Source organism: Vibrio hannami (assembly GCF_029589055.1).
In the GTDB taxonomy this organism is placed as follows: domain Bacteria; phylum Pseudomonadota; class Gammaproteobacteria; order Enterobacterales; family Vibrionaceae; genus Vibrio; species Vibrio hannami.
The window spans coordinates 979,804-994,883 of record NZ_JARQZP010000007.1 but is presented as its reverse complement, the minus strand read 5'-3'; the positions used below and the strand labels follow the sequence as shown (position 1 = coordinate 994,883).

General features: G+C 43.6%; 16 protein-coding genes. 9 read left to right on the top strand and 7 right to left on the bottom strand.

The annotated features are described in order from the left end of the window. Nucleotides 1–8 precede the first annotated feature (8 nt). Complete coding sequence (locus P7F88_RS18960; protein WP_277827295.1) at nt 9–2,207, top strand: putative bifunctional diguanylate cyclase/phosphodiesterase; 2,199 nt, start codon at nt 9–11, stop codon at nt 2,205–2,207. A 27-nt stretch (nt 2,208–2,234) separates the two neighbouring features. After that, nucleotides 2,235–3,257, top strand: a complete 1,023-nt coding sequence (locus tag P7F88_RS18955) for a C45 family autoproteolytic acyltransferase/hydrolase (protein ID WP_277827293.1) — start codon at nt 2,235–2,237, stop codon at nt 3,255–3,257. A gap of 75 nt (nt 3,258–3,332) precedes the next feature. Here the strand turns inward: P7F88_RS18955 and P7F88_RS26500 are convergent, their stop codons facing one another. Both P7F88_RS26500 and P7F88_RS26495 read right to left on the bottom strand, forming a co-directional pair. Beyond that, nucleotides 3,333–4,262, bottom strand: a complete 930-nt coding sequence (locus tag P7F88_RS26500; RefSeq protein ID WP_422128238.1) for a methyl-accepting chemotaxis protein — start codon at nt 4,260–4,262, stop codon at nt 3,333–3,335. Between the two features lie 61 nt (nt 4,263–4,323). Continuing rightward, nucleotides 4,324–4,887, bottom strand: a complete 564-nt coding sequence (locus tag P7F88_RS26495; RefSeq protein WP_422128236.1) for a PAS domain-containing protein — start codon at nt 4,885–4,887, stop codon at nt 4,324–4,326. Nucleotides 4,888–5,341: 454 nt separating this feature from the next. On the opposite strand from P7F88_RS26495, the gene P7F88_RS18945 reads away from it, so the two are divergent. The 6 genes from P7F88_RS18945 to P7F88_RS18920 all read left to right on the top strand — a co-directional run bounded on the left by P7F88_RS18945 (nt 5,342) and on the right by P7F88_RS18920 (nt 11,029). Then, on the top strand, nt 5,342–6,634 hold the full coding sequence (locus P7F88_RS18945; RefSeq protein ID WP_277827291.1) for an extracellular solute-binding protein: 1,293 nt from the start codon (nt 5,342–5,344) through the stop codon (nt 6,632–6,634). A gap of 77 nt (nt 6,635–6,711) precedes the next feature. Continuing rightward, complete coding sequence (locus tag P7F88_RS18940) at nt 6,712–7,593, top strand: ABC transporter permease subunit (protein ID WP_277827289.1); 882 nt, start codon at nt 6,712–6,714, stop codon at nt 7,591–7,593. Nucleotides 7,594–7,605: 12 nt separating this feature from the next. Beyond that, nucleotides 7,606–8,448 carry a sn-glycerol-3-phosphate ABC transporter permease UgpE gene (gene ugpE / locus P7F88_RS18935; protein ID WP_277827287.1) on the top strand — a complete coding sequence of 281 codons (843 nt, stop codon included), beginning with the start codon at nt 7,606–7,608 and terminating at the stop codon, nt 8,446–8,448. A gap of 18 nt (nt 8,449–8,466) precedes the next feature. Further along, nucleotides 8,467–9,540 (top strand): sn-glycerol-3-phosphate ABC transporter ATP-binding protein UgpC, encoded by a 1,074-nt coding sequence (ugpC, locus tag P7F88_RS18930; protein ID WP_277827285.1) that lies wholly within the window; start codon nt 8,467–8,469, stop codon nt 9,538–9,540. 10 nt (nt 9,541–9,550) lie between these two features. Then, nucleotides 9,551–10,312, top strand: coding sequence for a DeoR/GlpR family DNA-binding transcription regulator (locus P7F88_RS18925; RefSeq protein ID WP_277827283.1), 762 nt, complete (start codon nt 9,551–9,553; stop codon nt 10,310–10,312). A 12-nt stretch (nt 10,313–10,324) separates the two neighbouring features. Next, nucleotides 10,325–11,029, top strand: a complete 705-nt coding sequence (locus P7F88_RS18920) for a glycerophosphodiester phosphodiesterase family protein (RefSeq protein ID WP_277829228.1) — start codon at nt 10,325–10,327, stop codon at nt 11,027–11,029. Between the two features lie 124 nt (nt 11,030–11,153). Here P7F88_RS18920 and P7F88_RS18915 read toward each other — a convergent pair whose 3' ends face one another. From P7F88_RS18915 to P7F88_RS18900, 4 genes are read right to left on the bottom strand one after another with little or no spacing between them, the layout of a single operon-like run. After that, nucleotides 11,154–11,654 (bottom strand): GNAT family N-acetyltransferase, encoded by a 501-nt coding sequence (locus tag P7F88_RS18915; protein ID WP_277827281.1) that lies wholly within the window; start codon nt 11,652–11,654, stop codon nt 11,154–11,156. Nucleotides 11,655–11,663: 9 nt separating this feature from the next. Beyond that, entirely contained in the window at nt 11,664–12,008 is a 345-nt protein-coding gene (locus P7F88_RS18910) for a DUF805 domain-containing protein (protein ID WP_277827279.1), read from the bottom strand. Nucleotides 12,009–12,040: 32 nt separating this feature from the next. Next, complete coding sequence (locus P7F88_RS18905) at nt 12,041–12,568, bottom strand: hypothetical protein (RefSeq protein WP_277827277.1); 528 nt, start codon at nt 12,566–12,568, stop codon at nt 12,041–12,043. After that, nucleotides 12,552–14,063 (bottom strand): DUF3612 domain-containing protein, encoded by a 1,512-nt coding sequence (locus P7F88_RS18900; RefSeq protein ID WP_277827275.1) that lies wholly within the window; start codon nt 14,061–14,063, stop codon nt 12,552–12,554. The genes P7F88_RS18905 and P7F88_RS18900 overlap by 17 nt, the downstream gene beginning before the upstream one ends. A gap of 176 nt (nt 14,064–14,239) precedes the next feature. Here P7F88_RS18900 and P7F88_RS18895 point away from each other — a divergent pair, with 176 nt between their 5' ends. Then, a complete protein-coding gene (locus P7F88_RS18895; protein WP_277827273.1) occupies nt 14,240–14,812 on the top strand; it encodes an aldolase/citrate lyase/malate synthase family protein in 573 nt (190 codons plus the stop codon). 83 nt (nt 14,813–14,895) lie between these two features. Here P7F88_RS18895 and P7F88_RS18890 read toward each other — a convergent pair whose 3' ends face one another. Beyond that, complete coding sequence (locus tag P7F88_RS18890; RefSeq protein WP_277827271.1) at nt 14,896–15,051, bottom strand: hypothetical protein; 156 nt, start codon at nt 15,049–15,051, stop codon at nt 14,896–14,898. Nucleotides 15,052–15,080 lie beyond the last annotated feature (29 nt).

The following is a 15,080-nucleotide window of genomic DNA, read 5'->3' as shown; positions in this document are numbered from 1 at the left end:
GGATAAAAATGTTTCCACTTAAAGTTCAAGGTAAATACATACTGTTTTCATTGTTTTTATCTCTGACCACCGTCATATCATGTACAGCGGTTTATTATTACCTGGCCCAAAAGCATTCCAGCGACTTATTTAGCCAAGTTACCGAGCGTTCACTTGACGCTTATAAGCAAGCTGTCGTCGAGCAGGCTAAAGAGATGTCTGACTATCTTGCATTCGCTCTTTTTGACCCCCTGTATAATCACAACCCAGATCAGGCCCAATATCTGATCGAGCCTCTGCTCAATATCAATAAGATCTCTAAAATTATTGTCTTTGATGCTAACGGTTCCACGTTCCATGATGGCAGCAAGTGGCTATTCAATTTCGGCGAAAAATTCAATAATCAGGAAGTTCTTTCCGCTGTTCTGGAACAAGGTAAACACTACGACAAGTTTTCAGACAAAAGCTTTGGCAGTGCACAGCCTATTATGGTTGCGGATAAGATTATTGGGGGTGTTTATATTGAGTATTCTCTGGACGAAATTAATCAAAGTATAGGCAACATCTCGAATATATTTTATGGCTTTAAAAATGAAGTTCGTCAAAAACTGTTTTTAAGCATGGGGACGGTCGCTGCATTGAGCTTCCTATTTTCGGTTGGATTTGCCGTTATTATTGCACGCTCAATAAGTAATCCGATAACCAAGCTCATTCAACATACTAAGCAAATAGCGGACACCAATTTTTCAGCTGGTCAAAACCTATCATATGTAAAACGTTCCGATGAGTTTGGTGAACTGGCTATCGCGTTTTCTGATATGTCTCAGGAATTAGAGCGAAAAACAGCGAAGATATCCTTCCTCGCATTTCATGATCATCTCACTAAGCTCCCCAATCGTACAAACTTTACTCAGTATGTGAACGACCAGATGGCCGCGTTACCAGGAAAACCATTTTCTGTACTATTTATCGACCTGGATAACTTCAAGGCTATCAACGATAACTATGGGCACAAAAAAGGCGATATGTTCCTGATTCAGATAGCCAGTCGCCTTGAAGCCACTCTTCAGCTCTACGGTGGTTTAAGACCAAACAAACATTGGGTAAATAAAAATATGATCTCCCGTGTTGGTGGTGATGAGTTTCTGGTTTACCTGCCCAATGCCCATCACCAACATGATATAGCGCGTTTTATAGAATTATTGCTACGAGATATCTGTACACCTATCCAGATAAGTCAGGAACAATTTGTGGTTGGCGCGAGTATTGGTGTTGCTACTTATCCTACTTCAGGAAATAGTGCAGAAGAGTTGATCAAGAGTGCTGATATAGCCATGTACCAGGCAAAATTCGAGGGTGGTAATAGCTTTAAGATATTCAATGATAAAATGAGTGAAATCGTCGCCCGTCGCGCCTTGTTAGAGCGAGAAATGAGACAATCGCTAGACGACTTGGAACAGTTTGAGTTCTGGTACCAGCCGCAAACCCGACTTCGAACGAACCAAATCGTCGGTGCCGAAGCGCTGGTTCGATGGAAACACCCAACACTAGGTTTAATTTCACCCGCAGAGTTTATCCCGATTGCGGAAGCAACAGGCATGATTATCCCAATAGGGAATTGGTTGATAGAGCGAGTTTGTAAGCAACTTAATACCTGGGAGAGCTTTCTTCCAAATGATTTTTATATCGCTTTCAATCTGTCAGCTAATCAGATCTATAGAAACAATATCGCCAATCACATTAGACACATGCTAGATAAGCACGCTATTGACTCAAAGCGAATTCACGTTGAAATTACCGAAAGCCTTCTATTAAAAGATGAAAATGAAGCAATGGTGACTTTAAACGAGCTACGCAGCGATGGTGTAAAGGTGTGGTTAGATGATTTTGGGACCGGTTATTCATCTCTGGCCTACCTAAGGCGCTTCCAGTTAGATGGAATCAAGATAGACCGAAGCTTCGTTAACGATCCGACTTATATAGAGAAAGATGCAGAACTAGTAAAAGCCATTATCGCGCTTTCTGGTAATTTAAATATTGACGTTGTTGCGGAAGGAATCGAAACTTTAGAACAAAAAACTTATCTTGATAAACATGGGTGCACATATGGCCAGGGTTATTACTTATCCAAGCCCCTTATTCCGGAAGAGTTCATTCACCTGTTAAAGAAACCAGGCAAAAAGTATAACTGTCAATTATCACCGTCTACTTGTACTATTCCTGTTTAGCGGAATAACGTTAGATAAAAAGACAGTATGAAAACAATAGAGTTTGACGGGAATCATTACGAGCTAGGCCTAAGGATTGGCCAATTATCAAAAGATATTTTTGATCGACATATCAAACCTTCCAAAGGTTTTGAAGAGCTAACCCGATGGAAATCATCGGACTGGTTTAATGAGGTCACCAAACTAGTTGAATTAAAGTGTCCGGGCATTTTTGCTGAGTTGCAGGGAATTGCGGATGGGGCCAGTCAGCCTTTCGAGGACATCCTTTTATGGAACTGCCGTGGAGATCTTGTTAACTGTATACCTGAAGGTTGTACCTCGATTGGTGTTACTCAAAGCGAATTGACCTTAGTTGCACATAACGAAGATGGTGACCCGGAACTGAAAGAACATGTGTTCTTACTCAAAGCCAGGATGGCAGAGTCCACCGACTTTACTTCCTTTGTATATCCGGCCTCTATCCCAGGCCATTCGTTTGCTATGAACGAACATGGATTAGCTTTTACCGTAAACAACATTCGTTTAACCGATAAACAAGTGGGTTTACCAAGAATGGTCATGTCCCGCTCTCTGCTAGAATCCAAAGACTTTAAAGCGTTCATTTCGGCACTTGAGTCCAGCACCCGAAGCGGCGCTTTCCATTACACCGTTGCCGACCTGACTTATAAAAAAGCACTGAGTATTGAAGCGCCATTCCAGAAGGTTTCCTCTATCGAGGCATGTCCTGTTGTGGTTCATGCGAACCATCTGGTTCACCATGATTTAGATTTTGTGCCTCAGATAATCACTGAGTCTTCGGCATCACGACAAATTCGAATGGAAGAGCTTGGTTATGCATATAAAGAAGCGTTTGATAGTCAGGTGTGTTTAAAGATATTGCGCGATAAGCACCACGATGTACTGCCGATATTCAGGCAAGCTGCTGACGACCCAGACGAAGAAAATACCTTAGCGACAGCCATATTTACATTTGAAGAACAAGGCTTAATCATGAATGTATTTGAGCCTCAAAGCGAAGAAGCTGTATACACAGAGGTTGTTAAAAACTGATGTTAAAAAGCAGCAGGATAACTGCTGCTTTTCTAACTTATTTTAGCTGCTCGACGCTGCCAATACGAAACAGAGTTAAGAAACCAAAAAGTGCTTTATTAGTCGATTCATGGCATCGACATCTTCAACCAGTTTACTCGATTTATCCAAAGAACCTTTAGACACGCTCAATGTGTCATCTGCCAGGTTCTTAATTCTTACCGCGTTCTGGTTTACTTCTTCTGTTACTCCTACCTGTTCACTGACTGCCAGCGCGATTTGATGGCTGTTGTCATTCACTGACTGAAGTTTAGAAGTAATATTCGTTAGTACCTGACTGGTTTCATTCGCTCTGTCGCGACAATCTACGGACAGCTGCTGACCTTTACCCATTAGAGAAACAGCATCATCAGCGGTTTCCTGTAAATTAGAAATCATAGTGTAGATTTCATCTGTCGACGTGCGAGTTTTAAGTGCCAATGTCCGTACTTCATCCGCTACCACCGCAAATCCTCTTCCCGCCTCGCCCGCTCTCGCAGCTTCAATAGCCGCGTTTAGCGCCAGTAGGTTTGTTTGCTCTGAGATGCCGTTGATCACATCAAGAATTAACTCTATCTGTTTACTGTTTTCCGCAAGTTGGTTAATAACCTGCTTAGAGCTATCAAGCTCAGATGCCAGTTTCTCGATCACATCAATGGTAAGAGACAGGCTTTCCTGCCCCTTCTGAGACTCTTCCGTTGCCTCTTCCGTTGCCTGAGACGCCTCTTGTGCACTTTGTGATACTTCCTGTATTGAGTGAGATAGCTCTTCAGCTGCAGCCGCAACCTGCTCTGTTTCAGCAAACTGCTGGTTTAAGCTCTGCTCTATAGATTGCGCATCGCCATAACTGTCTTCTGCTGAGATCAATATCTTCGATGTCGTTTCTGAAGCTCGAGCCGACACTGCACGTAGCTCTGCTTTTCTCATATGTAATGCCAGTTCAACCTGAGAGAAGTCATCAAAGTGTCCAGTATAAGGTTCTTCCATTAACGGATTAGAATAAGAGTCGTTGGCGAGAGATTTAATTTTACTGAATCGGCTACTAAGTCTAAACCCGTTTGCTAATAATGCGGCACTTAACACCGAACCTATTATGCCCAAATAGACAGGTTCGACCGCCACAAGCATCCACAAACTTTGTATAAGAAGCAATGCCAAGAGCCAGGTTAGTGTTAATCGAAGAATAACGACGCATTTTAGGCGTCTTACCTTGATTTATTTTTTTATACAGCTCTGCCGCTCTATCAATCTGCTCCGGTTCAGGCTTAGTCCTGACTGATTGGTATTCGATAATCTCGCCTTTTTCGTTTTTGATAGGGGTAACAAAGGCGTTTACCCAGTAGTGCTTATCTCCCTTACACTTGTTCTTCACCAGCCCCATCCAGCTATTACCGGACTGAATATATTGCCACAGCTGAGCAAAGGCGGCTTTTGGCATGTCCGGGTGACGGACAAGGTTGTGAGCTTCACCCACTAGCTCATCGCTCTGGTACTCAGCGACATCGCAAAAGGTTTCATTAGCAAAAGTAATATGACTAGAAGGCTCGGTAGTGGAAATTAAACTAACATCGCGTGGGTAGTTCTTGTTTAAGGGATCTGAACTTGCTGACATAAGGCAAAAAAACCAGGTTGAATGTAAGCATACATAGTACGAATTACCAACAAATATATAAATAAAAACGTTTACCTTATTCCTTTTTGCTAATTATAAGCTAATTAATAACGATTGTGGTTTTACAATCGCTTGCAAATTAACAATTCATCAACGTAATACCACAAATGCTTTATCATAAATTTCATTTATATTAATAGTGGTAACGTAATCAACAGCTAATCCCATGATGTTTTTGCGAAATCTATAACTTAACAGCAATCCAAATAAACATAGTCCCCTATAACTTCATTTCGCCTCGCTTATGTCTTGTTAAAGAAATCCTAAATAAATCGTTCATCAAAAATCAACTCGAACGAAACACAATTGTCATCTTTTAGCTTAAAAATACCTATCAAACGAAACACCAAAACACTCGCACGAAACTAAACCTTAACTAACAAAGGAAAGGACAATGAAAAAACTATGGATTGCAGGGCTGATGTCAGCAATGGTATCTGGTTCAGCTTTGGCAGCAACTGAAGTTACCTGGTGGCATGCGATGGGTGGTCAGCTTGGCGAGACAGTGAACAAAATCGCAACGGATTTTAACGCGTCTCAGGATGACTACAAACTAGTACCTGTATACAAAGGCTCATACACCGAAACACTGACTGCAGGTATCGCTGCGTTCCGTGCAAACGAAGCACCAAACATTCTTCAGGTATTCGATGCCGGTGCAGCAACAATCATGAATGCAAAAGGCGTAGCAAAGCCTGTACAAGATATCATGATCGAATCCGGCTACGGCTTTAACTCTACTGATTACCTGGCTGGCGTGCGTAACTTTTACGCGGACAGCAAAGGCAAAATGGTAGGTATGCCATTTAACAGCTCAACTCCAGTTCTTTACTTCAACCGCGACATGCTAAAAGAAGCGGGTGTAGATGCGCCAAAAACCTACGAAGAGATGGAATCTCTAGCGAAAAAACTAAAAGAAAAAGGTCATGCTGCATTTTCTCAATCACACACTCCCTGGATCTTTTTCGAGAACTTTAAATCGCGTCACAACCAGCAGCTAGCTGACAAAAACAACGGTTACGATGCGCCAGCTACCAAGGTTATGTACAACACCGCTAACCTTCAGATGCACTTCAACAAAATGAAAGAGTGGTCTGACAAAGGTTACTACAAGTACTACGGTAAGGACTGGTCAGCAAACCAAACTCCTTTTGAGCGTAAAGAAGTGGCTATGTGGATCGGTTCTTCAGGTTCATTTGGTGGTCTGCGTGACCGCGTAGATTTCAATCTTGGCACCACTTACCTGCCATACTGGAAGTCAGTAAACAAAGATGCGGGTGTGACCTTTATCGGTGGTGCTGCTCTGTTCGCACTATCTGGTCATGAGAAAGCGGAAGACAAAGGCGTTGCAGCGTTCTTTAACTACCTGACAAGCCCAGAAGTACAGATGTACTGGCACAAAACGACTGGTTACGTTCCTGTAACTAACGCTGCATATGAGCTAACAAAAGCATCTGGTTACTACAACGATAGCCCGGATGCTGAAGTAGGCGTTAAACAGCTAAGCCTTCACGGTGGTGAGTGGACAAATGGTTACCGTCTTGGTTTCTACCCTCAGATTCGTGAAGTGATGTACCGCGAAACAGATAAAATCTTCGCTGGCGAATCTAAAGTTGAGCCAAGCCTTAAGAAAATCGATGTTGAAGCACAACAACTTCTGAAGCGTTTTGCTCGCACGGTTAAATAAGTAAACCCAGTGGCCTCATTCTATGGAGAGTGAGGCCTTTTTGTAATTTCTGAATCAATATTTCAATTGGAGTCCTTGTGGAACGTCGTCAACAATTCCGACATACACCATTGCCTTACCTGTTTTTGGCTCCGCAGATTTTAATTATTGCGATCTTCTTCATCTACCCCGCTGCACAAGCGTTCTATCTGTCGTTTATGCTGGAAGATCCATGGGGAATGTCATCTACCTTTGTCTGGTTTGAAAACTACACCATGCTTTTTGGATCAGAAGAATATTTAAAGTCTGTCGGATTTACTCTGTTTTATTCTCTGCTAGTCTCGTTTTTCTCTCTGGCGATTGCGTTACTACTGGCAGTAAAAGCAAACAATATCATCCATGGTCAAAGCGTTTATAAGGTAACTCTTACCTGGGTATACGCTGTTGCTCCTGCGGTAGCGGGAATGATGGGCACCTTTATCTTCAATCCGCATATCGGCGTTTTTGTCGACCTGTTTAAAGCAATAGGCTTTGAGTTCAGCTACCAGACCAACTCGACACATGCCATCACAGTACTAGTAATCGTATCGGTATGGAAACAGATCTCAGTCAACTTCGTATACTTTTTGGCAGGACTTCAATCCATACCTTATGCGGTAAAAGAAGCTTCAATGCTCGACTGCATCAGTGACAACCGTCGCTTCTGGACTATCACCTTCCCGTTGTTAGCACCTACTGGATTCTTCCTTCTGGTTATCAACCTGACTTATGCGTTTTTCGATACCTTCGGTGTGATCGACATGATGACCGCAGGCGGACCAGGTGGCTCAACGACGTCAATGGTATACAAGGTATTTACCGATGGGTTTGTTGGTGCTGATTTGGGCGGTAGTGCGGCGCAGTCTGTAGTGTTACTAGTTCTTGTGCTAGGCCTGACCTACCTACAGTTCCGCTTTGTTGAAAAACGCGTTCATTACTAAGGAGATAAGACCATGAAATCGAACAAAATCAGTGATCATATCATCCTTATTCTGGGTGCGATTATCATGCTTCTGCCTATCTGGCTGATATTCGCCAGCTCTACACATAGCTCAAGCACATTATTAACTGAAGGCCTTCAGTGGCTGCCAGGGGATCAGCTGGTAGAAGTGTATGACAGAGCATGGAACACCGATCAGGGATTCTCATCTGGGGTAACTGCCAAAACCATGATCATCAACTCCCTGATCATGGGGCTTGGATTTGCCATCGGTAAAATCATCATCTCAATGTGTGCTGCCTATGCACTTGTTTACTTCAGATTACCCTATGCCAGCGCCTGGTTCTGGTTGATCTTTGTTACTCTGCTGTTGCCGCTCGAAGTGCGAATAATGCCTTCTTATGAGGTTGTCTCCAGTCTCGGGATGCTAAACAGCTACTCAGGACTTATTATCCCGCTTATCGCATCGGCAACCGCGACCTTCTTCTTCCGCCAGTTTTTCAAAACGATCCCGGATGAACTGCTTGAAGCCGCACAACTGGATAATGCTGGCCCATTAAGATTCATCGTCGATATCCTGCTACCACTTTCCCGAACCATGATGGCCGCTATTTTTATCATCATGTTTGTTGTCGGCTGGAACCAATACCTGTGGCCTATCATGATGACCACGGATGAGAGCTACAACACCATTGTAATGGGTATCAAGCAGATACTGGCGAACATCAACGAAACTCCCGACCCAAGATACAACTACGCTTTTGCCATGGTCATTCTTGCCATGCTTCCACCTGTACTGGTCGTCATTATATTTCAACGCTGGTTCGTAAAAGGACTGGTCGAGAGCGAAAAATAGAAATATCGGATTATTAAAATGTTAGAAATTAAACAACTAGTAAAAACTTACGAAAATGGCCACCAGGCAGTAAAAGGCATCAACCTCGATATTGCTAACGGGGAATTTATTGTTCTTGTGGGGCCATCCGGATGTGGTAAGTCATCGATACTTCGCTCTATCGCCGGTCTTGAAAGCATAAATAGTGGAGAAATTCACCTGAACAGTTTCCGTGTTGATACGGAAAAGCCGGCGCTACGCGACATTGCGATGGTATTCCAAAACTATGCCCTCTACCCTCATATGACGGTCTATAACAACCTTGCTTATGGCCTTAAAAACCGGGGCGTAGCGAAAGAAAAGATTGATGAGAAGATTCAGGGCGTAGCTAAAACACTGAAGATTGAACAATACCTGGATAGAAAACCCTCAAAGCTTTCCGGCGGACAACGTCAGCGCGTAGCAATGGGACGCGCTATCGTGCGGGATCCTCAGCTATTTCTGTTTGATGAACCTTTATCAAACCTTGATGCAGCACTTCGCGCCCATATGCGTTTAGAAATTAAGAAGCTCCAACGAGAGCTAGGGGTAACCAGTGTTTACGTGACTCACGATCAGGTTGAAGCCATGACGCTTGCCGATCGTATCGTGGTGCTGAACCAGGGTGAAATTGAACAGGTTGGCACACCTTCAGAGGTCTACCACCAGCCTGCCAGCCGTTTTGTAGCAAGCTTTATGGGAAGCCCTGCGATGAACTTCCTATCTGCGACACTCTCAAACGGTGAACTATTGGTTAATGGTCAGGCAATTCCTGTTCCCGAATTCACCGGACTCGATCAGGAAGTGGTTCTGGGCATTAGACCAGAGCACGCAGAGACACAGCCATTAACCGGTTCGTTAGAACTAGAGCTGAACATCAGTGTCATTGAACCTCTCGGACCAAACCAGCTTGTTCATGGAAAAATCGAAGGTCAGCCTTTTATAGCAGTAACACCGGAAGTTGATTTTACTCTGGATGTACCCCTTAATATTTATATAAACCATGATAATCTGCACCTGTTTGACTTACAGGGCAAGCGTCTAACTCCAGTTAAAAAAGTAACTCAGCACTAAGGAATGATTTGTGGGTTTATCTTCCAGACAAAAAGAGATCTTGAATTACCTTCAGCAGAGCCATGGCGTACTGTCCAGCTCTCTGCTTTCGGACAAATTTAATGTCTCTGTTCAAACCATTCGTAAAGATATGAACGAACTTAGCGACCAAGGTCTGGTCAGGCGCGTTCATGGTGGTATCTCACTTCCAAGTGCAAACGACAATCTCTCCTTTACCAACAGAGAGCTGTTAAATGTTTCGGCAAAGCAGAGAATTGCCAAAAAAGTAGCGGAGTTAATACCTGAAGGAAGCAGCATTTTTCTTGGTATAGGAACCACTCCGAAACATGTCGCCAACGCACTACTGGATCATCCGGGTTTAACGGTTATCACCAATAACATCAATGCGGCATTAACATTGAGCCGCAACCCTAATATCTCTACTTATTTAGCTGGTGGCGCTGTCCGTACATCGGACGAAGATACTGTTGGTGAATCCACTACTTCCTTTTACCGTCAGTTCAACATTAAAATCGGAATATTTGGTGTAGGTGGACTGGGTGAGAAGGGAGAACTTCTCGACTTTACGCCAGAAGAAGCCAACTTGACCCGTGCCATTATCGAACAGAGTTACGAGTGCTGGTTGGTTGCAGATAAGTCTAAACCCGGCAGATATGCCCCTATTGTCAGTGGCAGGCTATCTGAAATGGAGCGCTTGTTTGTCGATGAATCAACATCAGAATTTGAATCTCTTTGCACAACCAATCAGGTTGAGCTAATTGTGGCAGATTAAGGAAATAGAATGATGAAGCCAATAATTATAGGGCACCGGGGTATCGCTGGCCGCTATCCTGAAAACACCAAAGCCAGCCTTGAAGCCGCAATTCGTGAAGGAATAAGATGGGTGGAAGTCGATATTCAGCCCACAAAAGATGGTCGGTTAGTTGTCTGCCACGATCACACCATCGACAGATGCAGTAACGGCACAGGCCGAGTTGATCACCACTCTCTTGAAGAGCTGCAATCGTTTGATTTCGGCAGTTGGTTTGCACCTGAATTTAAAGGTGAAAAAATACTGACACTCGAAGAGCTGTTAGCGATTTCTAAAAAGCACAACCTCAGGCTGAACCTGGAAATTAAGCTCGATACAGATTGCGCTGAGCCGGTGGTTACAGAGCTTGCCCGGTTGCTGGATATATCGCAAATCGATTACGAGACTGTCGTACTATCCAGCTTTGCTCCGTCAGTAATAAAAGTGCTGGCGAGTAAGTGCCCGGAATATAACCTTGGGGTAATTACCGATAAACTTAGCACAGAAGACATAGAACTGATAAGAGAAACAGGCGCTAACAACTGTCACATTAACTATCAGACAACTACAGCCCACGAGATTTCTTTGTTAAGAAAAATGAGCTGCCAAATCTGGTGCTTTACCGTAAATGAGCCGGAAAAATTCGCTCTGTTACGCGAGGTAGACGCGATATTTTCAGATTATCCTGAGCGATTCTAAGCGATTCTAAGCGATTCTAAGCGATTCTAAGCGATTCTAAGCGATTCTATTCAGACAATCCTAGGATGCGTTTTCAACGAATCGATCGCCATTCCCCTAAATTGGGACTGGCGATTTATCCTTCTTAGAGGGTCAGTTGATAAAGATTATTATCGCTGCCATACAATTGAATTACACCGACCCAACTGAACCCCAACTTGATAAGTAACCTGTTGGATGGTTGATTTTCAAGCAGAGTAACGCCCAGTACAGAGGTGAGTCCACGGGCTTTTGCATCATCCAATATCGCTTTAGATGCTTCCAAAGCATACCCTTGTCCCCAGAACTCAGGCAAGAATGCATAACCTAAATCGGGGTGATCTAACTCATCTCTGGTAACCAGACCGCACATTCCGATCTTTGCCCCACTCTCTTTATGAATAACCATGTTAAGTCCAAATCCAACCTTGTTATAGCTGGCAACCGGGCCGTTGATTAAGTAGTTTTTGGCATCAGTTGATGAGCGCACATTCTTATCCGCAATATTCAAAATAAACGACGGCTCATTGAGTTGCTTCAGGATGTAGTCTGTATCTGACAGCTCAAAATGACGGATTATCAAACGCTCAGTTTCCGCAACGATCATTGTGCTGTTTTACCACTGCTTAGGATTTGAACCGTAACGGTTGTGACCAGGTTGCCCGTCTAGTGCCATAAAGAACAGTAAGATCAAAAAGCCCACTATTGGTATTAGTGAAATAAGCACCCACCAACCAGACCTGTCTGTGTCATGTAGCCGGCGAACACTTACGGAAATACTTGGAACAAGAACAATTAAACTATAAATCAGACCAAGATAAACCGTGCCCATCGTGCGGTCTATTGCCTGAAAAGCAAAGGAGAAAAGCAAGTTAAAAATGAAGAACATCCAGTATTCTTTACGACGTGCCCTTCCCTCAAATACAGCAAAATTCTTAAGCACATATATGTAGTAATTCATCGTACCTTCCAAGCCCTTTTTCAAACAAAGTGTTATTTACTATACCTTATATTAAAAGGGACACTAACAGCTTTAAGATGATAGTGAATACTTGGCCCAGAATGATAGGTAGAAAATACTTCAAAAAATCCTTTGAATCGAATCATAACAATACCTGTGCCACCAAAACTGGGTTGATAGATAGCTTCTTCATTGAGATCCAGTACCAATCCTGTTTCGTAGCAACGAAGCTCATCCAGGTTTCCATATCGAGGTATTGGAAATATTCTCTGATGACCACTTCGCGCGATTAATTCATCGATATCAATCTCGCATTGCTCCTGCACAATGCCATTTTCTTCGGTCGATACACTTGCATCTAGATAACCATTGATAAAAACAACGTTGTCGTCGTTTCTTTCAAGGAACTCGATAAAGCCAGTATCCTGATTACTTTTTGTCAGGTAAATGTTGTCCGAAAAAGATTCAATATTGTACTCCCGCTCGCAATACATCATTCCAGCAACAAAAGCGAATAAGGCCAACAGTATGGTCAGGGCTAACTTAACGAACTGATTCATAGCAACTTGGCTTCCTTGGACATACATTGCCGCGGGAGCAAATAAGTCTGGCTTGTTTATCAATTCCACGACCAATCCAGTTTATATTCAAGATCTTAGCTACGGAAGCGAGCTCTTTCTTAATATGCCTCGGAATAATGACTTCTCCACCATTGTTAACGCAAAGTTGTTTCATTTCACTGGCAACTTCTTTTGCGCTCTGACCTTGCGCTTCAATTGCGGGGTTGAGGTCCAAACCAGCACATAAAACCCGATTATTTCCTGCAGGATCGACCACGCCTATCGACTCACAACAATAGAGCCTCGGCTCATCGTTCACATCTAAAATAGAAATTTGCGCCCTGGAGTTATCTTTAGGTTCGGAAAGCATCCTGAATACCGACCAATGCTGGCAAGGATCGTTCACTTCACGCATATTGCCCCAGGGCAGTGGGATACCGTTACCGCGATAAACTGCTTTGAGCTTGCCAAGGGCATGAGCATCAAAGTAGTGCCAATGCGGGTATGGCGAAACAACTGTCATTCGTCTCATTGCAACAGAAGGAGAAACACCAACCGCTTTGTGAACGTCAATCTCATAACCATGTCTGTCCAGCAATTGTCTGAATGGCACCTTAGGGCAGAGCAAAGCGCCCGCGAAAAAGCTTGCTTCAAAACTTCGCCACGCAGTCAGAATGTCCTGCGGATTAACGGGAGAGCCGTTGGTTACTGAGTCATCTATTCCCCAAGTATGACTACCTATCGTTAATGTGCTCGCTAATCCTTCGTGATTGTGTAGAACGCAGTGACCGATATAGACTGCCAGATCGTATTTCAGCCTTGTTGGGTAATCTTGCAATACAGTGTTTAAGTACACCTTACCCGGTGGCTCAAAGTAAGAAGTCACCAGTTGACGGCTAACAACACCTAGTTCGTCAAGCACTTCTTTTGGCGCATCATCAAACCAATGAACCTGTAGACCATGCTGAGCCGCAAGATCTAGCATATCTTCGACAGCTAGCGGTATGCGCTTTAAACCCACCTCTTCTGCGGCACGCTCAAGATCGGGAAAATGATTCTGATGGTGCTCCTGATACGCTCGTATCAGCAACTGAGCAAACTGACGCCCGGTTACACCGGTCTGAGAAAGCAGCTCGGGAATCGCTATCTGAAGCATATCATTGGAAAACAAAAAGCTCGGTTCCAAAGGAATACCACTCAGCCCTCCTTTGCGCCCCTTGTTTGGTGTAATGTCCTGAGACTCTGGCTCATCATCTAGAAACCACCTTGCGTCTTTCTGAAAAACCTTTGCGATGACATCCAACATATCGGCACTTGGTACCCGCTTCCCTCTCTCTATCATTGAGAGGTACGAAACTGATGGTGAATTTTCCGGGTCAATTCGTACACATCGCGAAGACAGGTCTTCCATTGTTAAATGGTTACGTTTCCGTAAGTTACGTATCTTCGTTCCTAAAAAGTGGGACTTTCGGATAAGGCTTTGTGTTTGTCTCATGGCTTCCTGCCTATTGTAAAATTCACAATGTGAAATTTTTGTTGTGAAATTGTAGTGATTTTTTGTGTAATCTACAAATCAAGCAAGTCAACAAGTAAGACCAGATCATACTTTTGGAGTCTTTACTCAAAACTTGCAGGCATATTACGGACGATAGCAGACAAGAGGGCGGGACCATGAATTTGCCAGCATTTAAAAATACCGGTAACAATGACAACAGACATTCTTTCATTGCTGAAGCGGTTTTTGCCGTCGAATCGTTAAAAGCTCAGCAAGTACAAGAAAAGCAACGTAAAGCAGTTGAGCTACTAAACACTATGTTTCCGCTGGATAAGGGATCACACGCACAGGTAGCGTGTTACATCCGTGATGGCCGCCATCTGATGGCTTACTTCACCGACGGGACGCATTGTGGACTCAATAAACCTGGACAGTTTGTAGCCTATACAGGGCGCCCCGAGCACCCATACTCTATTGTTCTAAGAGATAAAAATGGTAGCCATGTTGAAGTGATCTTCAAGAAGGGTTCTAACGAAAGTGGCCGTACAAAGGTAGAAATCGCGGATATTCAACTGGAAACCTGTGCAACATTCCCAACTTCTGTCGAAGGCTCACCTGAAGGCATGCGCCACTGGATTAGCCTGATTAAGCTAGACGAAAACGGCCAGCCAAAGGTCTGCCTGGATGATAAAGATTACACAGCGAAGTGTGGTGGAGATTACTTCTTAACCTGCTGTTACACAGCATAACCAGTGTCAAACAAAACATTATAAGTGCAACAATAATTATAAAGTAGAACGGTAATGTGTCTTCCGGAAGTCCTTAGCGAGCCCTAAGGCTTCCGGTTTTTTTTGTTTATCTGCTGGTGCTCTTTCCAGATCACCCAAACAAACGCCACAATGCCTGCACAAAAAAGAATGGTGACAACGACGAGTATGATGTCGCAAATCCACTCAGGTCTGCATGGCATATAGATCTCTATCTCCATATTACCTACCTATCTAGAAAACAAGGTCG

Coding starts and splice junctions, on each gene's coding strand:
- P7F88_RS18960 (WP_277827295.1), top strand. CDS start 9: ATGTTTCCACTTAAAGTTCAAGGTAAATACATACTGTTTTCATTGTTT.
- P7F88_RS18955 (WP_277827293.1), top strand. CDS start 2,235: ATGAAAACAATAGAGTTTGACGGGAATCATTACGAGCTAGGCCTAAGG.
- P7F88_RS26500 (WP_422128238.1), bottom strand. CDS start 4,262: ATGGAAGAACCTTATACTGGACACTTTGATGACTTCTCTCAGGTTGAA.
- P7F88_RS26495 (WP_422128236.1), bottom strand. CDS start 4,887: ATGTCAGCAAGTTCAGATCCCTTAAACAAGAACTACCCACGCGATGTT.
- P7F88_RS18945 (WP_277827291.1), top strand. CDS start 5,342: ATGAAAAAACTATGGATTGCAGGGCTGATGTCAGCAATGGTATCTGGT.
- ugpE (WP_277827287.1), top strand. CDS start 7,606: ATGAAATCGAACAAAATCAGTGATCATATCATCCTTATTCTGGGTGCG.
- ugpC (WP_277827285.1), top strand. CDS start 8,467: ATGTTAGAAATTAAACAACTAGTAAAAACTTACGAAAATGGCCACCAG.
- P7F88_RS18920 (WP_277829228.1), top strand. CDS start 10,325: ATGAAGCCAATAATTATAGGGCACCGGGGTATCGCTGGCCGCTATCCT.
- P7F88_RS18915 (WP_277827281.1), bottom strand. CDS start 11,654: ATGATCGTTGCGGAAACTGAGCGTTTGATAATCCGTCATTTTGAGCTG.
- P7F88_RS18910 (WP_277827279.1), bottom strand. CDS start 12,008: ATGAATTACTACATATATGTGCTTAAGAATTTTGCTGTATTTGAGGGA.
- P7F88_RS18905 (WP_277827277.1), bottom strand. CDS start 12,568: ATGAATCAGTTCGTTAAGTTAGCCCTGACCATACTGTTGGCCTTATTC.
- P7F88_RS18900 (WP_277827275.1), bottom strand. CDS start 14,063: ATGAGACAAACACAAAGCCTTATCCGAAAGTCCCACTTTTTAGGAACG.
- P7F88_RS18895 (WP_277827273.1), top strand. CDS start 14,240: ATGAATTTGCCAGCATTTAAAAATACCGGTAACAATGACAACAGACAT.
- P7F88_RS18890 (WP_277827271.1), bottom strand. CDS start 15,051: ATGGAGATAGAGATCTATATGCCATGCAGACCTGAGTGGATTTGCGAC.